This is a genomic window from Novipirellula rosea (genome assembly GCF_039541335.1).
Taxonomy (GTDB): domain Bacteria; phylum Planctomycetota; class Planctomycetia; order Pirellulales; family Pirellulaceae; genus Novipirellula; species Novipirellula rosea.
The window spans coordinates 60,518-82,505 of sequence record NZ_BAABGA010000048.1 but is presented as its reverse complement, the minus strand read 5'-3'; the positions used below and the strand labels follow the sequence as shown (position 1 = coordinate 82,505).

Sequence of the window (21,988 nt, the reverse complement as noted above, 5' to 3'; positions counted from 1 at the left end):
GAAAAGTATGTTGCTGAAGAAAGTTGCAAGCGGTTTGGCCATCGCTCTGATCGCTACCGCGACGGTATTCGCTGGTGATGTCGAATTGGAAGGGGTGCAATGCGTCGTTGCGTCGAAGCCTGCCGATGCGAGCAAGTCAGCGGACTACAAAGACGGCAAAGTCTATTTCTGCTGCAATGGATGTGCTGGAAAGTTCGCGAAGAACAACGAAAAGTTTGCCAACAGTGCCAATCGCCAATTGGTGGCGACCAAGCAGTACGAGCAAAAAGCTTGCCCGATTAGTGGCAAAGACCTGAATCCTGAAACCGCCACCGAAGTTTCGGGGGTCAAGGTGACGTTCTGCTGCAACGGCTGTAAGGGCAAAGTCGAAAAGGCAGAGGGCGATGCCAAAGTGAAATTGGTCTTTGGTGAGAAGGCATTTGCGAAAGCGTTCGCAAAAGCAGAGGAAAAAACAGAGTAAGTGTCCGATTGGTAATCGAAAAAGGTTACCTTGTTTTCACTTTGAAAAAATCGAAGAAGCCGAGCGTGTCGCACGTTCGGCTTTTTTTGTGCGTTGGCCTTGGCTGGCTTCCCAGACCAAGGTGATTCTGAGCGGAAATCGTCCAGCGATCTCCGCTGCGTTGAGCGAACGGCAACCAGCGATATATCTGTGATGTGCACGGACGTTCACCGTCAGGCCGGATATTTTCTAGCTACTTTTCCGCGTCCGACGTTAGAATTCCAGATAATTCGGCTTCGTATACAGCCGTTGCTTCCTCCGCCGCTGAGGTACTTTGATCGAGTGGCGGCACTATCGTTGCTGCATTGTCCTTTCAACACGGATTTACAGGAAAGAGGGATACTCAACACCGAACACCATTAAAAATGAGTCAGATCCATGAAACCCGAATCGAATCACAGCGTTTCCGTGCTTTTTGGACACTGGAAACAGGAGCACAGCAGTCTGCAGCAGGAATTGGATGCCTTCCGCGACTGGACCAGCGGCATTGCGGAGCAGCCGTCTCCGGAATTTATCGAGTCCGCTAACCGACTGCGTCAGATTCGCGACCGACTTGTGGATCATTTTGTTCGGGAGGATCAGATTGGCAGACAACTTCGTTCGCACTACCCGAAAGGTTCCCTCGAGGTAGAGGCAAGTTACCGGCAAGCGTGCCAGGACCACGAGGAACTGCTTTCGGAGCTTGACGATCTGGCCGAGCGGCTAGATCAGGTCGAGCCCCCTTTTGGAACGTGGGCCGATGCGGTTCATGAAGTCTCGTTGTTTATCGACCGTTTGGAAGAGCACGAAGAGTGCGAGGCAGAGCACATCCAGTGGCTCGCCCCACGAGAAGACACGGCGGTATGAGGGTGGCGGTAGGAAGGTAATGGGGCGTGTCTCGATAAACTAGCCACAAACTAGCCACACCTGGAGTGGACTGGCGGAGCAAAATCCCGTATTTTGGCGGCACGCCCAGGTGGTGGAATTGGCAGACACAAGGGACTTAAAATCCCTCGGCCGTTATGGCTGTGCGGGTTCGAGTCCCGCCCTGGGCACTGCGGCAAGAATCAGTGGCAACATCTTGCACACACGAATCTGCGTTTTCTTTGGATTCGTGTGAATCACCCTGGCACAGGGTGGCCCAATTTCCGGATACGGTCACCGGATCGTGCGACGCCTCCACCGTGGATAAACCATCTCTGGCCAATCCATGGATCGCAATGAGACGGTCATCCGCGCCCGCAGCGATGGTGAGATTGAACCAGGCGACGATAGTCCCCAATTTGTTTTCAATTTGCACTTGTGTATTCGCAATGCAATTTCGAGAACAACAGAACCGATCTCGACTGGCGTGAATTGCTGCGGTGCCAATCGGTTCCACGCACTGGCCCGCAAGGCTGCACAGGCCCGTAAAACAACTGGCTCAGCCGTACTGTTTTCAAAGCGAGAAGAGACTGAATCATCGCTCGAAAAAAATCCAAGAACGTCCCCTGTGACCCTGACCACTGCATTCAAGTGCGGGGTGCGCGCGTCCACAATCTGAAGAACATCGACGTCGATCTGCCTCGCAACGCACTCGTCGTGTTTACGGGCATCTCTGGTTCAGGAAAGTCTTCGCTGGCGTTCGGAACACTTTTCGCCGAATCGCAGCGGCGCTATCTCGATTCGGTGTCGCCTTACGCGCGGCGATTGATCGACCAGGTTGGCGAACCGGACGTCGATGCGATTGATGGATTGCCACCCGCCGTCGCACTTCAACAACAGCGGGGCACGCCGTCCGCACGGTCATCGGTGGGTAGCGTCACCACGATTTCCAATGGCCTTCGCATGCTCTACTCACGTGCTGGGAATTATCCACGCGGCCAGAAGATGTTGTATGCGGACTCGTTCTCGCCCAACACTCCTGAGGGAGCCTGTCCTCGATGCCACGGCATCGGTCGCGTGTTTGAGGTGACGGAAAAACTGCTCGTGCCCGATGATACGAAAACGATTCGAGAGCGAGCCGTCGCTGCGTGGCCGCCGGCGTGGCAAGGTCAAAACCTTCGCGATATTCTTGTTTCACTCGGGCACGACATCGACAAACCATGGAAGAAACTGCCTCGCAAAACTCGCGACTGGATTCTGTTTACCGACGAGACACCCGTTGTCCCGGTTTATGCAGGGTTTGATCTTGACGAAGCTCGCGAGGCGAAAGAACACGACGCATCGCCAAGTTACATGGGTACGTTTGCGAGTGCCAGACGCTACGTGCTGCACTCGTTCGCGACGACGCAAAGTCACCGCACCAAGAAACGTGTCTCCCAGTTCATGCAGATTTCGGAGTGTCCGGACTGCAATGGAAAAAAACTGAAACGTGAATCGCTATCAGTCAAGTTTACTGGACTCGACATTGGCGAGTTGTCGCAGTTGACGCTGACCGAACTCGCGCGACGGCTGCGTGATGCTGCCAACACAAAACCGTCAGCGAGAGACCTGCACCGAGAAAAAGCGATCGTCGCTCAGCGGATTGCCAGTGACATTCTTGCCCGAGTCGAAGCGCTCACGACTCTTGGCCTGGGATATCTGTCGCTCGAACGGAGTACGCCCACTCTATCGCCGGGGGAATTACAACGCTTGCGATTGGCCACACAGATTCGGTCACAGTTGTTCGGCGTCGTCTATGTTCTTGACGAACCGTCGGCAGGCCTGCATCCCGCCGACACTAAGGCACTGCTGGGTGCGTTAGATGAACTCAAACAAGCGGGCAACTCATTGTTTGTCGTCGAACATCATGTAAGCGTCATCCGGCATGCCGACTGGATCGTGGACATTGGGCCGGACGCAGGAACCCATGGCGGCGAAGTGATTTACAGTGGCCCATTAGACGGTTTGCGCGATGTCGAAGAATCGCATACGGCGCGATATCTGTTTGGACACGAGGCAAGCGAGAGCACCTCCGCAGCGACGCTCGCCAAGAGTATCGCAACACAAAGCGGTCGGCCGAAAGTCTCGACGACATCCACTGCGGCTGGAGCACCGCGACAACCGACAGGTTGGCTGAAGTTGGAGCAAATTGAACGAAACAATCTCCAATCGCTAGACGTTGAGTTTCCGCTCGGCGTATTGACGACCGTGACGGGTGTATCTGGTTCGGGCAAGTCGAGCCTTGTCAGTCAGGCACTTGTCGAACTCGTTAGCGAAACGCTGGGACAGAAGAAGGCCGTTGAAGCCCCGAACGGTGAAGTCGATCTATTGGAACGAGAGCTAGAGACGACGACGGGTGGGCGGATCGTTGCCGGAATGAAACATGTACGTCGACTGGTAACGGTTGACCAGAAGCCGATCGGTAGAACGCCGCGATCGAACCTTGCCACCTACACCGGTTTGTTCGACCATGTTCGCAAGTTGTTCGCGTCGACTCGCAAAGCGAAGGCACGTCGTTACGATGTCGGCCGCTTTTCGTTCAATGTTGCCAAAGGACGTTGTCCGAACTGCGAGGGAGCGGGATTTGTCAGCGTCGAGCTGCTGTTTCTGCCCAGCGTCTACACGCCCTGTCCGGTGTGTCGCGGCCAACGCTATAACGAAAAGACGCTTGAAATCACCTACCGGGACAAGAACATCGCCGAAGTACTTGATTTGACCGTCGAATCCGCACACGCATTCTTTGCAGAGGAAGCTTCGGTGCTGCGTGCCCTTGATGCCTTGCTGCAAGTCGGACTCGGCTACCTGCGACTCGGTCAACCTGCAACCGAGCTGTCCGGTGGCGAAGCGCAGCGAATCAAACTTGCAACCGAGCTGCAGCGCGCGCAGCGAGGTGATACGCTTTACGTTCTTGATGAACCCACCACTGGTCTGCACCCAGCAGACGTGTCAATGTTGATGTCGCAACTAAATGGACTTGTTGATGCAGGCAACACCGTAATCATGGTCGAACACGATATGCAGGTTGCTATCAGCAGCGACTGGATCATCGACATCGGCCCTGGCGCAGGCGACGAAGGAGGACTTGTCGTTGCCCAAGGCCCACCTGCGAAAGTAGCAAGTTCTAAAGCCAGCCGAACCGCTCCGTTCCTATTCTCGTAGCGGCGTTCATCAAGAGTTTTGGTCTGTATCCTGAGTCAGCGAACGACTTGACGACGTTCACCACTACTAAACATGACCCAAATTGAGCGCATGAGCCAAAGCCATAACATCGCGTAACACAAATTGGCGTTGCTTCTATCCTCGATCGTCAACGACTGCTATGTCAGAGCCATTCCCGATCCATCAACGCTACTCGGTCACGATCATCCAGCGACGTTACGAATCGAGCTGACGCCATAGCCACGTAACTCATCTCGACATGCGACATGCACGCCACCTTGTGATTCAGCCCGACTCGCCGAGAATGAAGAGAATGAGCCTGTACAAAATCCGACTTGTGATGACTGGATGGTTGTCGCGATTGCTAGCGTCCTTTTCCGTCGCATCCACTGCGTTGGGGCTGTTTTTCTTCTGTTCTTCGTTAACTCCATCGCTGTTGCCACGGCCTCCGATTTTGCAGGGGTTGCTTGGGGGAATCTCGTTGATCGTTGGATATGCGATCGCCAAAACGCTGCTGGGCATCTGGCGATTCATGCAATTGCGTGAATTGGGCGAAACGAATGCCAGACATGTCTCGATGGGGCTGCTGGGCGTGATGAGTTTGCTGTCCATTTTGACGCTGTCTCGCATGACCGTTTGGCAAAATTCGATCCGTGACCGGATGCAGATGCCGCCTATTGACTCGTCGTATCCGCTTAGCGTGTCGGCAACTTCGATCATTGTTGCCATCCTCTTGCTACTTGTCGCCAGAGCGGTCTGGTTTCTGGTTCGATCATTTGCAAATTGGCTCGGTCGCATCATGCCACCTCGAGTTGCTCTGGTGGTATCGAGCGTTATTTTGAGTATTTTGATTTTCAACCTCGTTAATGGTTTGATCGTCAAGACTGCACTGCATGCGATAGATGAAGCGTTCGCGGCAATTGACGAGGCAACCGACGACGAGCATTCACAGTCCCGGGCCTTGGCGTCATTGGGAAGTTCAGATTCGCTTGTTCCTTGGAATGAGATTGGAAAGAATGGCAAGGTTTTTGTGGCCGATGGCCCCACTGCGGATGACATTTCGGAGCTTACGGGACGTTCCGCGAAGTCGCCGATTCGAGTCTATGCGGGATACAACACAGGCGATTCACTCGAACAACGAGCCAAGGTTGCTCTGGACGAATTGATTCGCCTGGGTGGTTTCGATCGTGAAGTCTTGATCGTCGCGACACCGACAGGCACGGGATGGTTGGACCCTTCGGCTGTCGATCCGCTGGAGTACCTGCACGACGGCGACATCGCCACCGTGTCGATTCAGTATTCGTATTTACCAAGTTGGTTGACGATCATGGTGGAGCCGGACCGTTCGCGACTCGCCGCCAAAGCCCTGTTTCGGCAGGTCTATTCGCACTGGACAGCGTTGCAAAAAGACAGTCGACCCAAGCTGTATCTGTTCGGACTCAGTCTTGGGTCGCTCGGCAGCGAAGCGGCACTCGATTTCTATAACCTGATCGGCGACCCGATCGACGGGGCCGTACTGAGTGGTCCCCCGTTCCCAAGTACGATGTGGACAGAATTGGTCCGCAGTCGAAAGCCTGGCACTCCTGCGTGGCTGCCGGAGTTTCGCGATAGCGAGTTGGTTCGCTTTATGAATCGCGACGGGACCGCAACGTCCGTTGATACCGACTGGGGAATCATGCGGATCATTTACCTGCAACACGGCAGTGATCCGATGGCGTGGTTTTCACCATCGTTGGCCTGGAGCGAACCCGACTGGTTGAAAGGTGAAAAGGCACCCGATGTCTCTCCCTATTTTCGCTGGTTTCCTGTCATTACGTTCCTGCAAGTCGGCTTCGACGTGCCGATGGCAACCACGGCACCGCTCGGTTACGCTCACAACTATTCGCCTGCCGAATACATCGACGCTTGGATCGAAGTCACTGCGCCAATATCGTGGACCAAGGAAGATACAAAATCGCTCAAAGCAGCGTACGCGGACTTCAATCCCTCACCGATTTGATTCCCTGTCATATTACCCGCGAGTCGGCCGTATCAATTTCTGTTGTACCCGCTCTTTGGTCCACTTCTTGCAATGTGAATTGGGAACAATGTTCCACTTAACGGAAGTCACCATCATGGTACGTAAAAAGATAATCGTTACTTCATCTGCACCCACCGCAAGCCGTTGTAAATTTGCACGTCGTGGGTTTTGACACGCAATAACCATTCTGCGGAAACAAAAACGACACTCGTACGACTTCGCCGGATAGGCTCGTCAAGTCTCGTTTCCTTCGTCGTCGTGAAGCCCCGCCACTGTATGCCCTCTTGCTTGCGGACCTCGACGCGAACGCCGGCCAAAACACGAAACTGCTGCATTGAAAATCCTCCCAATCCATGGAAGGCGACAGGCTAGTTCAATCCGATGACACGTGTGGTCAATTGATCCCTTTTTTTTTTGGCATGTTGATGATTCCGTGGGCTGGACCGTGGCTGCGGGGAGTTCCGGCACTGCGGTTGTGACGAATTCATCATCATTTTCGCATCCTGCCGGATCTGCGTCGCTACTGCGACTTGATCCAACCTATCGACTATTCGCCCAGTACAATGTCACCCACTTCGCCAGCCAATCCAACGCGTAAAGGAATGCAGTGGTAACGAGTCCGACGATGAGCATGGCAAGAAGAAAACCGGCCAGCGATCTGACCGCTTTGGGATCGAACGTATTGTCTTGGCGCCGATTGCCCTCATATCGATTTTGCGAGTCTGGTACCAGTTCGGGGGCTCGATAGGGATTCATGGCGTGGAAACTTTGCAGGATTTGTATGCTAGCCGCGGCTAACGATTTCGGGTCGCAGGGCGATCGCTGTTTTACCAGGATACTATGTCAACGGAGGCCAGAACGTAGCGGAGCGAAGTTCCGGCATGGCGGCGGCAACGAATTTTCGATCATATTCGCTACTGCTGGATCTGCGATGCTACCGCGACTTGATCAATACTCGATGGCAAAAACATTGATTGGATCGGCTTTGCCTTTGACTCGTTGCGGCGGTAGATCACGCATGGTTGTTTCCGCCGTGAGTTGCTCGGCGGTGCTCTGGGTGACGATCAGGTGGCAGCCCAATTCTTTGGTCAACGATTCGACTCGTGCCGCCACGTTCACGGTGTCACCGATGGCGGTGTATTCTTGACGTTTTGGAGATCCGATACTGCCGACGACCGCGGTGCCGGTATTGATTCCGATTCCAATTTCCAGATCAGGCCAACCCGCTTGCTCGAAAAGGGGTCGTGACTCGGCAACCCACCGCAGCATTGCTTTTCCTGCATCCACCGCTCGCTGGGCATGGTGATCCGATGTTTTTCCGATCCCAAACAGGGCCATGAATCCGTCGCCCAAAAATTTGTTGACCATCCCTCCGTGTGACTCCACAAGCTCAACGGCCTCGCGAAAAAAAACGTTCAGTGCCGTCACAACTTGTTCCGGAGAATGGTGCGACGAAAAGTGAGTGAAATTGCGAACATCGACAAACATCACCGACACCTTCTCTTCTCGACCGCTGAGGTTGTCGCCCTGGCTCATGATTTGACGAGCGGCTTCCTCGCCGACGTGGCGACCAAAGGTTTGCTGCAGCTGTTCGCGTTCGCGTAGTCCTTGGACCATGTTGTTAAAACGCTCGATCAGCATGCCAAAGTCATCCGCGCGCAGCAGATCGACGCGGGCGGTTAAGTCGCCGCGAGCGACACGCATCGATGCCACGTTCAGCTCGTGAATCGGAGTTGCAACCAACTTGGATAACATCACGCTCGATATCAATCCAAACAGGATTGCTACGAGTCCCACGGCGACGGCGAACCAGGGAGCCCGATGGGCTGCGTCGGGCAGCAGTAATATCAGCACCAGCGAAACCACCGGGCTGACAACTGCCGAGAAAATCCATAACACGCCGCGGGCGGTGATGTTCAGGGGGACTCCGCCCGGTACGGCTGCGGGATTGTGCTGCTGGAAGAACACCGGGAACAAAAATTTTTGGATCGCCAGCTCGACGGCAAAGAAGCTATGAGTCACTGCGATCAACGATGCGGTTAAGAACGACGTGATCAGATGGGCGACGACGTCACCGGATAACGGTTCGGGAACCGCGTAGAGTGCCGCTGGGAAAACGGGAATGCAGCTGAGCCATCCTACGGCAGCCACCAATAGAAACCACCAGGGTAAATTGACGATCCTCTTTTGGGCTTTCCGCAGGACGTCGGCATCCACCGCATCGCCAGCGATCAACGCGTTGTGGACCGGCCGCAACCATACCAACGGCGTTACAAAGCAAACGACCGCGATCGGATAGACCAGCAGGTTGAACCATTGCCAACATTGGTTGAAACGGGCCATCTGTGCCGTCGAAAGCAACGGTTCAACCTGGACGTGGTTATAGGCAATGTTAAAAACGCTGCCGATCGCATTGGCAATCAGCGGCGATAACCCCACCACAACCAAGCCATACCGCTGAAAGAAACTCCAGCGAGCATTTACGGTGTCGTTGTCATCGTGATCTGCAGCGATCGATGAGTAAGAGGAGTGTGGTTTTAGCATTCCTCGCTCATTCCTGCTGGCCGTCGGCAAACGCGTGCAAACATTTTGTGCTTTCCCCCCCGAGTTGCGTTGACCGTCATCTTGAGCGATCGAGCATCGCAAAGCAAATCAGCCGGGGGTGTCGACGGGAGCTGATTCCGCATACGCTTCATTTTTACACGTTTCTGCTTCGGAACGTTGGAACAATCACGGGCGGTTTGTCGCTAATCGCTCCGCGATCCAAGAATTTCATTGTTTCGACGTGCCTTACAAATTGCGATAAGGTTGGATTTGCGTGTTGGGATCTTGGGGACTGTCTCGGTGTTGGGCAGGCATGTTAATGGTGCTGGTTTTGGTCACGTTTCCGCTATGGTTTGGGGGCGTGCCATCGCTGCGGGTCCCAATGTCTTCAACGCTCCATATGCTGCCGTCATGGGGTCAGACGATTCCCGGGGTTGTGATCCTGGCCGCGTGTGTTGCGATCGTTGCCACTGCCGAGCTTCAGCGTGCGTGGTTGTGGTGGATCGTTGCCGCCGCGTTCTGCGTTTCGTTTGTGCTCAATCAGCACCGGCTGCAGCCCTGGGCGTACCAAAGTGCAATCTACGCGGTTGTCTTTGCCACGCTGGATCGTGAAATGGCGCGACGATGGCTTATTCCATTGGCCGCAAGCGTTTATCTGTACAGCGGACTTGGGAAACTTGATTACCAGTTCGCTCATACGGTGGGCCAGAATTTTCTTGGGGCTGTTGATCTGCCAGGCATCGGGAATTTGGCGGATCGGTTCGAGCACAACACGCTGGCGATGATCGCATTGCTGTTGCCGCTAAGCGAAGCGTTGATTGCGATCGGATTATTGTTTCGCCGGACGCGGCGAATCGCAGGTGGCTGTGTGATGCTGCTGCACCTGAGTCTGGTGGTGATGTTAGGTCCCTGGAATCTGGACCACAGTAACGGGGTATTGTTTTGGAACATCCTGCTAATCATTCAAGCGTGGTTTTTGTTTGTGAAGCCGATTGCGGAACCGCGTGAGTCTTCGCCGTCTTCGTCGTTGTCGCCGTCCGCGACAGCAGTCGCTTCCGCAGACAAAACGGTCGGCAAACGCTTTGTAGCGGCGGTCGTAATTCTCGCGATCGTGATGCCCGCGACGGAGCGGTGGGGGTACTGGGATCACTGGACGTCGTGGGCGCTGTATTCCCCGCATAGCAGTCGTGCGGAGGTTCAGATTCATCGCTCGGCGATGGACCAATTGCCTGCCGATATGCCGCCATTCCTGGTGGATGACGACTCCGATGGCTGGCATCGATTACAGCTGAATTTGTGGTCGCTCGATCGCTTGAACGTTCCCATTTACCCGCAAGCCCGTTTTCAGTTGGCGGTCGCCAGTCGTGTGGCACACCTCTATGACTTGTCGGACTCGGTACGTGTGATCGTCAAAGGTGTCGCTGATCGCCGCAGCGGAGTGAGGAAAGAGCAACGCATGATGGGACGTAAAGAGATCGACGCGGCACTGAAACACTACTGGATCGCCCAATAGATTACAGGCTAAAACGCATCGTCGATCCGGCATAATCGTTACAACGCAACTTGCGAGTGTCGCTGCTTACTTGTGTGCTAACTTTCAGTACATCGGTAACAACGAAAATTTTCTCTTTGCGACGTTTAGCGGTTGCGGACCATGATCAAAGTTCAAGGCTTGCGTAAAATTTACGATCGGCATTTAGCGGTCGACGGAGTCTCGTTTGCATTACAGCCAGGCCAGGTTTGCGGTCTGGTGGGACCCAATGGGGCGGGCAAGACCACGGTGATGCGATGTTTGGCGGGCTTGATCCCGCCGTCCAGCGGATCGCTAGGGGTCGCAGGTTGTGACCAGAAGACCGATCTGATCGAGCTAAAACGCCGCTTGGCGTACGTCCCCGACGACCCGCCGCTGTTTGATGATTTAACGGTGGGACAGCACTTGGAAATGATCGGGCGATTGTACCAAGTCAAAGAATTTCAAGCACAAGCGACTCGGCTGCTAAACCAGTTTCAATTATTGGACAAAGTCGACGCGGGAGCGACGACGTTGTCACGCGGGATGCGTCAGAAGTTGGCGGTGTGTTGTGCGTATCTTTTCGATCCTGCGGTGCTGCTACTTGATGAACCGATGACAGGGCTTGACCCACCAGGGATTCGCGAGTTGTTGGCATCGGTCCGCCAGCGTGCTCAAGCCGGCGCGACCGTGATGATCAGTAGCCATTTGTTGCCGATGATCGAAGGCGTCTGTACTCATTATTTGGTGATGAAGCAGGGCGAAGCAAAATTTTTCGGAACCGCCGATGATCTAAGATCCGCCTATCCAGGGATCGGTTCGCTCGAAGATGCCTATTTCGCGGCTATCGAAAGTCCCGTGGTTTGCCCTGCAGTGCATGCGGAGGTTGCGGTGATGGAAGGGGTGGCATGAGCGGAGAATCGCAGCAAGCCGAGTTCGGATCACGCTGGGATGCGCCGCAGGTGCATCGAGATTTGTTGTGGTTGACGAACGCGCGTAGTCAATTTCGTTTGCGGCGAACATTCGAACGAATCTGCTCGCCCAGACGCATTGTCGCGACGTTGTTGGCGGGTGTTTTTCTCGTCGCCTATCTGATGTACGGCATCTTTGTGCTCTCCAATCGAGCTGCCGCGTCTCCGGATCACCTGCGGGCTTGGCTCTCGGGCGGCATGGTGCTGTACGCGTTTTATCACGCGGTTCGCTGTGTTTGGACCGAATCGATGGTCGATCTCGAGATGACGCCCGCGGAACGTCTGTGGTTGGGCGGCGGACCGCTGCATCGATCAAGTTTGGCGACGTACCGAATCACCAATATTGTTTCGGCGACCGCGATTAAAACACTGTTGTTGACGATCGTGATCGCTCGCGATGTTCAGCATGTTGAACTACTGGTTCTTGGTGTGTTCAGCTCGCTTTTATTGTTGGATACCGTGCGGCAAATTTTGGTCCGTATCGCCAGCGGGCTAAGCGATGTGAATCGTCGACGTGCTAAGGCGGTCAGCGTGGTCATGATCAGCGCGGTGGCGCTACAAGTGATCGCTAAAGTGACCGCGATGACTCCGATGGGGTCACCGACATGGTTGTATTTGATTCACGTCTTCTATTCGGTTGGCGAGCTTGCCCAGGGAGTGGTGATTCAGGCCTTTGCCATTGCTTGGATTCCGATGGCGTCGCTGGCGGTGGCTAGTAGCTATTCGATGTGGACACCGATTGCGATTGTTTGCAATGTGATGACGATCTTGTTTGCCGTTCGCGTTTTGGTTTGGGCCGATCACTGGGCGCTGATGCAAAGCCGGACACAGGAGCAATCGCTGCTTCGCGAACTGGATCGTTCGGATGGCAATGGGAGTGCGACGAGTCGATTCGCAGAGAATCGGTCGCTTGAGGTGGATGTGCTTTGTGGTCATCGAGGGCTGAGCGCGACAGTGGCATTATTGGTTCGGCAATACCAAAGCGTGCGGCGGTATCGCGGAACGATTTTGATCAGTTTTGTGATCCCGACGCTGCTGTGTTTGTCACCGTTGGTAACCAATCAAGTGATGGAGCAGTGGTTTTATGTGGTCAGCGGGGTTGCGTTGTGCACGATGCTGCTTGCACCCCCGGCGCTGCGTCTCGATTTTCGTCGCGACTTGCTGCGGATGCAGTTGCTAAAGTCGTTGCCTGTTAAACCGCTTTCGATGGTCGTCGGTCAATTGACTTTGCCCATATTGATCACATGGATCTTTCAGTGGGTCACATTGACGATTGCAGCTTTGGTCGTCCATCCCGGATGGGGTCAGTGGTTGATGTGGACGATGCTGATGGCTGCCTTTGCGGTCTTCACCTTTGCAGCGGAAAACGCATTGTTTTTGGTTTATCCGCACCATGCTCACCAACAAGGGTTAGGGATGATGTTGCGAGCCAAGTTGACGTTTTTAGGCAAAGCAGGTGTGATCGCGGGCTCACTTGCATTGTTAGTGCTTTGGGCCGCAGTGTGTAAAAGCATCTTGCCGGAAAGTTTTCATGCGTTTGGCTTCGTCGGCGGCGCCATCGTAGCGACGTGGGGCATTGCTGCGGTCAGCGTGTTGGTCACGGCGATGTGTTGGCGGCGTTTTGACCTGTCATTCGATCTGCCTCCGCAGTAAGCTCCCGATACTAAGTACTCGTCCCTAAATGGCCCGTCCCTTCGTGGCAAGCTCATTCCGCCGACTGACTTGATTCGGTGCGGTTTTTACGCGGTCGGATGAGTCCATGAAAAAAACATTCCGACCCGAAGGGCAGGAATGGTTTGGTGTGTTCATGAGGCGACTAAATACTGACGCCTCCTTTATTGATGGACGGCAGGTTTGTTTACTTGCCTTCTTTTTCCGTCTTGAGTTCTTCGAGGAACAACTCCATTCGTTTCTTTTGACGATCGTCGCTGAGTTCGACGGCCTTTTCTTGAAACTTGATTGCTTCGTCGATTTTTTCATCGATCTTCGAAAGCTGAGCCAAGATGTTATAGACAAGCGGCTTGGCTTCGGCGTCGACTTTGTCGGCGACCGGTGCGAGTGCGGCAACGGCTTCACCAGCCAACGGGCCGACGCTTCCGCCTTGTTGGACAACCGCGGTCAGCGAGTAACCGAATTGACCCAGCGACATCCAATCGCCCTTCATTTCCGCCAGACGCTCACGATAGTATGTGATCACTTCGTCGGTGACATGTCCGGCTGACAACATCAAACTCGAACGGAAATCCTTCAAGTTCGCTTGCAGCGAAGGATCCTTGGTTTGGGTGATTTCTTTCTCAACAAGCTTGATTGCTTCGTCAAATTTTCCAGCACCCGCCAACATCGAAATTTGTTCGATCGCAGCTTCGAGACGCTGCTGTTCTTCCATTGCTTTTTTGAACGCTTCGCGGTCCCATGAATCCGCGACCACTTTTTGCAGTGGTTCTTCCATTTCCATGGGGTGGCCGATCCATTCGACTTGGCTGGTCTTGCCAACGATAAAGGCGGTTGGGATGCCCTGCTGGTTGGCGGCTTCCATGTAGTCTTTGTAGACCGAGCGATCGGGGTCGGTGGTCAACGAGTAAGCCGACGTGATTTCGTCGAACGTCTTTTTCAGTTCTTCGTTCTTACGCGCCAAGAACTCTTTGACCTCTTCGACTTCTTCGTCCGAGACGCTGATGATTTGTACATTCTCGCCACGGTATTGGTTTTGTAATTCGGCGAGATGAGGCATGCTCATCACGCACGGGCCACACCAGGTTGCCCAGAATTCAACCACATAGACTTTGCCCTTTTCAAACTTCTTGACCGGTTTGAAAAAACCTTTGCCGTCTTGCAGCCAGTGCTCGATATCGATCGAGGGAGCTTTGGAGCCAATGCCCAAAGTGGCTTCGGCTTTTGCGGCGGGTGACACGAGCGAGGCCACTAAGCACGTCGCTGCGACAAGGAGAGTGGATCGGAAAGAGAGAATTTTCATTTTCAAAAATGCTTGATTTTGTGTAGGGGAATTGGCCCACGAGAGAGTATCGGGCCGGTGTGTTTGGTCGATCAGACGCCAAAAGCGACGGCGTGCTACCGATGAAAATAGTCACAATGCCCCGCTTCCCGCCAGTGGATCAGGGAATTTCGGAGCGAATGACGACGCTTCGCCGTAACAAATTAGCCGAAAATCGGGACCCGAGTAACGTTGCACCGCAAATTGGATGCCTGGATGACAAAATAAGGGCATTAACGGGGGAAAAGGATCTCGCCCTGGCCGCCGACCGCAAAATCACCACGAATCGACTGAAAACCGTCTACTGCAATCCGGTCGACGAGTTGCAAGACATTATTGCAAGCAAAGGACAGTGCCCGGTTTTTTGTGGCCCAGGCCTTGGTTTCACGTCCCAACAAGGGGCAGATGACCGAATTTGCCTCAATGGGCTCGCTGAAACGCGTGCGACTGGTGTCGGGCGGTTCAGTGACGATTAGCGTGCCTCGCCGCATCGCATAGCCGATACTTTTGCCAATTTCGGCCGCGACAACGATGGTGCCGGCGATTTGATGGCTGCCGACAAAGTCCCCGGCGGCACCTTCGATGAAAATTTCACCCCGTCGCATACGGTGGCCGACGTGGTCTCCGGCCGCGTCACGAACGACGATTCGGCCTCCGGACATGCCGCTGCGAAACGCGTCGACGGGGGCCGCGAGGAAGTCGCCAGCGGCGCCGGCGATAAAGATTTCGCCTCCCGACATCATCGCTCCGGCATAGTTGCCCACGCTGCCTTGGATCGTTATTCGTCCGCTACGGTGATCGATCCCCAGTCGATGAAATCGAGTCAGGTCACCCACTAAACGCAATTCGTTTTCACTCTGCAATTTTGAAACGGAAAACAGATCACCAAGCGGTCGTGGTTCCTGGCCGCACCGCAGTGTTAAACGTTTAATTTGGTCTGGGTCGCCAATTTGGGCCAATGCCCGCAGCGAGATTGCCGAGGCGTCGACGTCATGTTCGGGTTGCTGTCGTAATTCTAAAAGCCAGCTATTCATTTTAGAATCTCCGCCAGGTGGAAATGATGTCGTCCGAGTTTTCCACCATAGTTACCCGCGGTAATTCTCAGCAGTCCACCGTCGGTTTGCGAATCACATGCTGCCTGGATTCCCACTCGCATCGCATGGGCGATTGCTGCGGTCGATAGTCCATCAATCACGATTTCCATCGCAACCGATTCATCCCGCGTCAATTCCGAGGATGGGTCCATGGTGCGAAGCGTGGGGCAAAAAGCATTGTTGGTCGAGGCAAACAGGGCAGCGTATTTTGAACCGACTTTGGATCCGCTACGTGTAACACCTCCGGGGAACGGAGTGATAACACCGTCGACGGTTCGTATAGCCTGGACCGCGGCACGACATGCGGTCGAGACCGCTTTGACGTTGTTGCCGATCAAGATAAAGTTTCCACCGCCAATTCCATCGATACGGGATACGTCGTGGTCGCAGACAAATTCGCCGTCCATCACCGGGATTCGCCAATAGCGCCGGGACCCGATCATTTTGCTGATTTGGTTTCCGTCGCCAAAGTAACGCAGCGATTTTCCGATCGGAATCCGTTTGTCGGACTTGGGAGTGGTTTCTTCGATTCCGGCAAACAACGCAGTCGTGGGGCACGTCAAAATGCATTGGCCGGCACGTTGCGGGATTTGCTTCTCCATCTCTTTGCCCGAAACGGTAAAAGCAAGGATGGCAACGCCGGGACGACCATCGGGGGTTTCGTCTACGGCGAGTTCACGTTCGACGGCGATTTCGATACCGCATGCAATCACGCTTGTGCCAAACCCCGTCATCGCGGCAGCGGCATCGGTTGCCCATTGGCGATCGTCCGCAGTGATAATCAAACGCGTTGCCTTCATATCGAACGCTTCGGCAAAGGTGGCGTTGATGCGAATGCCGTTCAGCTGAATGAATTCATCCATGGCGTTTAAATTGTTCCTCGCACGGCGAGATGGCGATGAGGCGTCGTGCCGAGCGTGCTTTGCATTTCGTCGTCGCTGATCCTCAGCCGGTTCATCGCCATCGTTCCCTGTTCGGCATATCGCTGGGCCAGCATCGGGATCGTGTTGGGATCAAAGGAGGCGTTGACGGTGTGGGTGATCGTGGGGACTGTGGCCACATCGCAGGCTCCTTCGCCGCGAACGATCTGGCCTCGACGGATTACATAGGTGGGCTCGGCAAACATTCGTTCGATGTTTTCCTGCTTGCGATAGATCACCACGTCGGCCTGCGATCCGGGTGCCAAGTTGCCTACGCCCTTTAACCCCAGGATGGCGGCGGGAGCGGAACGTGTCATCGTCGCGATTTCGGCAAAGCTGTATTGACGCGACATGCCCGCCAATTGGCTCGCCGCGGCGGCTTCGGGTTCAATCTCGGCGAGTGCGGTTTCGCGGTACGAGCGGTCGCATAGCAGCCGAATTAAATGCGGGTACGTGGTAAACGGACCGCCATTGGGATGATCGGTTGTCAAGAAAACTCGCGAAGGATCATCGACCATCAAGAACAATTCCAAGCCAATCGCCCACTGCAAGCTGTGGACATATTGTTTGCGTCGATAGCGAAAGGGAACCACCCCACAACCGGCTTCGCACTCGACATCGACCAACACCGATTTTCGCGGTTTGGCATACCTATGGTTGTCGTATTGGTGCATCGAATCGGCGCTGATGGTCACCGTTTGGCCGAACATCACCTGTCCCACATCGATCGTGACGTTGGGATGGGTTTGCAGGACACGAGCCAATTGCTCGGCAGCGGAGGACATTTTGTAGGGTCCAGAATCGCCATAGCTATGGAATTGAGCATGGGTCAGATGGATCGGCAAACCGTCGGCCGCTTCGATCGTTGCTAAGGTCGACGCTATGTTGCCAGGAACTCCGAGGTTGCTGCAATGGACATGCAGCGGATGAGCCAAACCGATCTCGTGAACCGCGCGGCACAAGCGGCGAATGATCGTCGATGGAGTCACACCGTACTGAGGGTGCGGTGTGTTGACGTCAAATTCGCGTGTGTTGAACTTGAACGCGCTGATCCCGCCCGGATTGACGACCTTGACTGCGATGCACTGCGTTGCCGTGACCATCCAAGCGACATAGTCATTGATGATCGCTTGCGGTGCATCTTCGGCGAGCAGTTTCAGTAGCACGTCATCGTTGCCGAGTAAGCAGTAGCCGCCAGTATCAATTCCAACTGCATCGGCCATTTCGGCGTGGGCCGAACGAGCATTACAGGGAATCACGGCGGGCTCGAAACAGGTGGTGTAACCCATGTCGAGATAGCGATTGCCGACGAGGCTAGCGGCCGGCAAAAACTCACTCATCCGCGCGCTCTCGCGAGGAAACTGGTCTTGCAGCAGCAATCTAGCCAGCGTCAGTTTTCCGCCACCGATATGCGTATGCATATCGATCGCCCCGGCCAATACGATGCAATCGGTTGCGTCAATTGTTTGGTCAGCTGTCAGATTCGCAGTGGGCTTCGCGATCGATTGGTCGCGGATCCATAAATCGTGAACTCCGTCGATTCCCGATGCTGGGTCAATGACGTGGCCTCCATTGACACGCATCAACATGGAAAAACTTTCAAACTCAAGGACGGGGGACGCATCATCATTAAAAAAGAGAGAAGGGGGACGGCGGGGTCACTCCGCCGCTTTGGGTTGAGCATCGGCTTCATTGACGCCTATCTCACCGGCTTCGTCGGCAGGGGCGTTTTTTTCGGCGTCGTCCGTATTACGATCCTTTCGAGATTTGCGGCGACTACGTGGATTTTCGTTGGCCACTGGTTCGCCATAGACTCGATCGGTGGTGATCGTGATGCTCTCGGCCTTGACTTTGGTTTCATCGGGAGGTTGATAGAAACCGCTGATCGAGACCGGGTCGCCGGGCTGAGCCAAAGAGAGATTGTTCAGACGCAGTTCAAATTGAGCGTCTTCGGCTAATTGGCAGCGGACGGGAATCTTGCCCGCTTGCGTCATCATGATGCCATTGGGGGTGATCCCCATCGGGATGCCGACCACTTCATATTTCTGCGGTTCGGCGCGTTGTTGAGGATTGGCGTGACGGTCGCCGTAGACGCCAGGGGTAAATTTGTCTCGCTGGCTGCCTTTTAATTGTTGCGGAGGAACAGGCTGAAAAATTTCAACCTTTTCAATCTTCGATAACGGATTGCCTGCGCCGTCGAAGACACCCGAAAATCGGATCAGCATCCCACGGCCTAGGAAGGCAGGTTTGGCTTCGGCAACAAAGGCGAGATTGGGTAGCTCGTCGGGCGGCTGAACAAACATCTCGGTGCCGTCGTCGCGGGTGATGACCAGCACGCCTGGTTGGGCACTTTTGAGCGTTCCTTTGAACTGAGTGACCATATTCGCGCCGGCTTGGGCAGAGGCGGTCGAGACGAACATTAGCGAGAGCGAGAGAGCCATCAGCGAATGCGAGTGAGCGAAACTGATCCGCATCAGACTAACAAACGCATCGAATCCGAGGGCCAACCAAGTCTTGTGCGATGGACGAATCCTGCGTGATGGATGGGGGTTGGGGGGCAGGGCGGCGGTGCGAATCGCCGCACAAACGCCGGAATGCCGTGGTCGCCCGCGGAATTCGGGGCGGCTGAATTGGGCGCTAGTAAACCGAAACAGAGAAAGATTTTTCATCGATTTGATTCCCCCATAAAAAACGAGAAAGCGGTAGGGTTGGTCAAACCATCCCCGCTGGACTTCTCGCATTGTACGGTTAGCTTGATGGCTTGTATTGATCCCTAACGTTTTGATTCCTCCGAGCCCCCGACGCGTCGATGTCGCCTGCTACGCCCTCCACCGCCCGTTCACGCGTGACCACCCGATCGCTTCAGCGAATGCGTGAGGATGGAAAGACGATCTCGATGTTGACCGCGTACGATTTTCCGACCGCTGCCATTTTAGACGATGCGGGGATCGACATTTTACTTGTCGGCGATTCGCTTGCGATGGTGGTGCAAGGCCACGAGACAACTTTGCCGGTGACGATGGACCAAATGTTGTACCACGCCGAAATGGTCGGACGGGCGGCAAAGCGAGCGATGGTGGTCGTCGATCTGCCGTTTCCTGAGGGACAACGCGAGATATCTCGCAGCGTCGATTGTGCCGCGCGTGTGTTGAAAGAAACCAAGTGTCACGCGGTCAAGCTCGAAGGGGGCGCCGAGCAAGCGGAGCGAATCGAGACGTTGGTGACCGCTGGCATTCCGGTCATGGCCCATGTCGGGCTGCGGCCTCAGAATATCCATGTCGACGGAGGCTACCGAGTGCACCGCGAGATCGATGCCTTGGTGGTCGATGCATTGGCAGCGGAAAAAGCGGGCGCGTTTGCGGTTCTGGTCGAGTGTGTCACGGTCGATGCCGGAAAAGCGATCACCGAAGCGGTCGCGGTGCCAACGATCGGTATTGGTGCAGGACCGCATACAACGGGGCAAGTGCTTGTTACCAACGATTTGATTGGATTGACTCAAGGGTATACGCCCAAGTTTGTACGGAAAATCGCCGACGCCTCGACGCTGATTCGCGACGCGGCGACGACCTATCGCGAGGCGGTCGCCGACCGTTCTTTCCCCGGTGCAAGTGAGTCCTTTTGATCCGCAGGGTTGGCGCGGATGTAGCGATTGCAATGAGCGGACGTCCATCAACACTTCCGGCAACCGCCCCTCGCTTGCGAATGGGTTAAGCGTCGGCGGATGAATTGCCGAAGTCGGTTTTGATATCATTTTTTTCAGCTGACTGATCAAAACCCACACGCTTCGATGATGGGGCGTTATCGCTGCAAGGCTTGCAAACATGGATGGAAACACAAGCAACCGGCTCGATTTAGCCGCATCGATTGCGACGTTGTTTCGATCGGCGTCGATGATGTTGGCGTTGGTCGGTTCACTGCTGCCGTCGCTTGCCGCGGGTGGCAGCGGCATGTTGGAATTCGATGCACCGGCTGCGGACCGTCCGCTGAACAATTTTGACAAGCTCGACTTAGCGGGGCCGCATCGATATGAGCCACTTTTTGGCGTCGACATCGGCGGTCTGGCGCTAAAGCGTTCGGCACCCGATGCGTTTCCCTTGCTGTACACCGATTCCTCTGAGTTGGTAGAGACAAGCGATGGAATCGATCCCGAGATGAAACTGGGGACACGGATTTCGGTGACCCTTTTCAATTTGACGCGGTATGCTCCTGGGGTCGATTGTGACTTGGTGTTTTTGTCGGTCGACGATACGGTGGCCGAGACACGGTTTGACGCGGGCAATTACACCACCACCAATCTGCATCCGCTGTTTTATGGTGGTTTTCCGGCAAGCCCCGGTCCCGGCTACACAATGTTTCTTGACTCGGATCTCGATTCGGCGGAATGGATGATTGGTTACCGGCCGATACAGCGGATTCGGTTGACCGCGGGGCTTCGCTGGTTTCGCTTGGACGAGACGTTTGACGTGATTGATACCGCATCGCTGGCAACGACGACGCGATCGGGCTTTTTCTCGACAGCCTCGAACAAGGCATTTGGATTTCAAGTGGGTGGCGAAGCAACGTTGTGGACCAACGGACGATCACGCCTGTATGCTCGTGGCAAGTATGCGGCACTCGACAACGAGGTTCGTGGTTCCGCCGTGGCCCAGAACACGTCATTCAGCTACGAAGGCGACAAAGATACGTCGCTGTTCGATGTCGAAATTGGCGGGTCGATGTGGTTGTGCAGTTGGGCTTCGCTGCAAGTGGCTTACCAAGGATTATGGTTAGAGGACGCCGTGGGGGCGTTGGAGCAATCCGCGTCGCAATCATTCTTCGATCCAGCCACGCAGACGCCTGCGTTTCACGATTTGAACTGGAACGGGCTGAATTTTGGATTCAGCATGATTTGGTGATGGATCAGTCGCCGACGCCGAGATCATCGTCAAAGGCCTCGAGGATTAGTTTTAGTTCAGCTTCCTCGTGCTGGGCAAACGACCGCAAGAATGTATCGTAGCGGACCAGCAGTCGGGCGATCTTTTCTTCTTGATCGGCGGTCACTTCGCTTGCCGATTCGGTCAAGTGGCGAATCGCCTCGAAAAGCGTGGTGTGCTGCGAACGCAGCGATTCTGCATGCGTGCTCAGTTCCGGCGACGTGTCGATCGCTTCATCAAAATAGCCAAACGCTTCTTCGAGCGAAAAGTGAAGCGCCAGCTGGTCTCGGAATTCCGAGAACAAGTCGATGAGTTCGAGCCAGTGGTTGGTCGCGATTTTTGGATGCGACACCATCGGGCCGATCTTATCCACCAAAACCTTTAAGTGATGGTTATCGTCCTTGATGTCCTTTAAAAACGCTGCGTTGACGGCTAATCGCCGAGTCGAAGTTGCATTATTGGTCATGTCGACTACTCGCATTTG

At 54.7% G+C, this 21,988-nt stretch carries 18 protein-coding genes and 1 tRNA gene; 10 read left to right on the top strand and 9 right to left on the bottom strand.

What is annotated here, in order from left to right:
- Positions 1 to 7: 7 nt before the first annotated feature.
- The 5 genes from ABD971_RS19275 to ABD971_RS19255 all read left to right on the top strand — a co-directional run bounded on the left by ABD971_RS19275 (position 8) and on the right by ABD971_RS19255 (position 6,539).
- Entirely contained in the window at positions 8 to 460 is a 453-nt protein-coding gene (locus ABD971_RS19275) for a hypothetical protein (RefSeq protein WP_339938214.1), read from the top strand.
- A 417-nt stretch (positions 461 to 877) separates the two neighbouring features.
- A complete protein-coding gene (locus ABD971_RS19270) occupies positions 878 to 1,345 on the top strand; it encodes a hemerythrin domain-containing protein (protein WP_339938216.1) in 468 nt (155 codons plus the stop codon).
- A 103-nt stretch (positions 1,346 to 1,448) separates the two neighbouring features.
- Positions 1,449 to 1,533: transfer RNA gene (locus tag ABD971_RS19265), tRNA-Leu, on the top strand.
- 460 nt (positions 1,534 to 1,993) lie between these two features.
- A complete protein-coding gene (locus ABD971_RS19260; protein WP_345324707.1) occupies positions 1,994 to 4,540 on the top strand; it encodes an excinuclease ABC subunit UvrA in 2,547 nt (848 codons plus the stop codon).
- A 313-nt stretch (positions 4,541 to 4,853) separates the two neighbouring features.
- On the top strand, positions 4,854 to 6,539 hold the full coding sequence (locus ABD971_RS19255; RefSeq protein ID WP_345324705.1) for an alpha/beta hydrolase: 1,686 nt from the start codon (positions 4,854 to 4,856) through the stop codon (positions 6,537 to 6,539).
- 137 nt (positions 6,540 to 6,676) lie between these two features.
- On the opposite strand, the gene ABD971_RS19250 is transcribed toward ABD971_RS19255, so the two are convergent.
- From ABD971_RS19250 to ABD971_RS19240, 3 genes are all read right to left on the bottom strand, one after another.
- Positions 6,677 to 6,895, bottom strand: a complete 219-nt coding sequence (locus ABD971_RS19250; RefSeq protein ID WP_345324703.1) for a hypothetical protein — start codon at positions 6,893 to 6,895, stop codon at positions 6,677 to 6,679.
- A gap of 205 nt (positions 6,896 to 7,100) precedes the next feature.
- A complete protein-coding gene (locus ABD971_RS19245) occupies positions 7,101 to 7,316 on the bottom strand; it encodes a hypothetical protein (protein ID WP_345324701.1) in 216 nt (71 codons plus the stop codon).
- A 192-nt stretch (positions 7,317 to 7,508) separates the two neighbouring features.
- Positions 7,509 to 9,104, bottom strand: a complete 1,596-nt coding sequence (locus ABD971_RS19240) for an adenylate/guanylate cyclase domain-containing protein (protein ID WP_345324699.1) — start codon at positions 9,102 to 9,104, stop codon at positions 7,509 to 7,511.
- Between the two features lie 382 nt (positions 9,105 to 9,486).
- Between ABD971_RS19240 and ABD971_RS19235 the strand changes: the two genes are divergently transcribed.
- The 3 genes from ABD971_RS19235 (at position 9,487) to ABD971_RS19225 (ending at position 13,238) form a co-directional block, all read left to right on the top strand.
- Positions 9,487 to 10,617, top strand: a complete 1,131-nt coding sequence (locus ABD971_RS19235; RefSeq protein ID WP_345324697.1) for a hypothetical protein — start codon at positions 9,487 to 9,489, stop codon at positions 10,615 to 10,617.
- 141 nt (positions 10,618 to 10,758) lie between these two features.
- A complete protein-coding gene (locus tag ABD971_RS19230) occupies positions 10,759 to 11,526 on the top strand; it encodes an ABC transporter ATP-binding protein (RefSeq protein WP_339938225.1) in 768 nt (255 codons plus the stop codon).
- Positions 11,523 to 13,238, top strand: a complete 1,716-nt coding sequence (locus tag ABD971_RS19225) for a hypothetical protein (RefSeq protein ID WP_345324695.1) — start codon at positions 11,523 to 11,525, stop codon at positions 13,236 to 13,238. The genes ABD971_RS19230 and ABD971_RS19225 overlap by 4 nt, the downstream gene beginning before the upstream one ends.
- Positions 13,239 to 13,443: 205 nt before the next feature.
- Here ABD971_RS19225 and ABD971_RS19220 read toward each other — a convergent pair whose 3' ends face one another.
- From ABD971_RS19220 to ABD971_RS19200, 5 genes are all read right to left on the bottom strand, one after another.
- Entirely contained in the window at positions 13,444 to 14,559 is a 1,116-nt protein-coding gene (locus ABD971_RS19220; RefSeq protein ID WP_345324693.1) for a TlpA disulfide reductase family protein, read from the bottom strand.
- A gap of 251 nt (positions 14,560 to 14,810) precedes the next feature.
- Positions 14,811 to 15,611: a formylmethanofuran dehydrogenase subunit C gene (locus tag ABD971_RS19215; RefSeq protein ID WP_345324691.1), complete on the bottom strand. Its 801-nt coding sequence runs from the start codon at positions 15,609 to 15,611 to the stop codon at positions 14,811 to 14,813.
- Positions 15,608 to 16,534, bottom strand: a complete 927-nt coding sequence (gene fhcD / locus ABD971_RS19210; protein ID WP_345324689.1) for a formylmethanofuran--tetrahydromethanopterin N-formyltransferase — start codon at positions 16,532 to 16,534, stop codon at positions 15,608 to 15,610. Before fhcD ends, ABD971_RS19215 begins: the two co-directional genes overlap by 4 nt.
- Positions 16,535 to 16,539: 5 nt before the next feature.
- Positions 16,540 to 18,180: a formylmethanofuran dehydrogenase subunit A gene (locus ABD971_RS19205; protein WP_339938236.1), complete on the bottom strand. Its 1,641-nt coding sequence runs from the start codon at positions 18,178 to 18,180 to the stop codon at positions 16,540 to 16,542.
- Positions 18,181 to 18,249: 69 nt separating this feature from the next.
- On the bottom strand, positions 18,250 to 19,260 hold the full coding sequence (locus tag ABD971_RS19200; protein ID WP_345324685.1) for a hypothetical protein: 1,011 nt from the start codon (positions 19,258 to 19,260) through the stop codon (positions 18,250 to 18,252).
- A 140-nt stretch (positions 19,261 to 19,400) separates the two neighbouring features.
- On the opposite strand from ABD971_RS19200, the gene panB reads away from it, so the two are divergent.
- Both panB and ABD971_RS19190 read left to right on the top strand, forming a co-directional pair.
- Positions 19,401 to 20,213 carry a 3-methyl-2-oxobutanoate hydroxymethyltransferase gene (gene panB, locus ABD971_RS19195; protein WP_345324683.1) on the top strand — a complete coding sequence of 271 codons (813 nt, stop codon included), beginning with the start codon at positions 19,401 to 19,403 and terminating at the stop codon, positions 20,211 to 20,213.
- Between the two features lie 199 nt (positions 20,214 to 20,412).
- Entirely contained in the window at positions 20,413 to 21,486 is a 1,074-nt protein-coding gene (locus tag ABD971_RS19190; protein ID WP_345324681.1) for a hypothetical protein, read from the top strand.
- 4 nt (positions 21,487 to 21,490) lie between these two features.
- Here the strand turns inward: ABD971_RS19190 and ABD971_RS19185 are convergent, their stop codons facing one another.
- Entirely contained in the window at positions 21,491 to 21,970 is a 480-nt protein-coding gene (locus tag ABD971_RS19185) for a hemerythrin domain-containing protein (RefSeq protein WP_339938242.1), read from the bottom strand.
- Between the last annotated feature and the right edge of the window lie 18 nt (positions 21,971 to 21,988).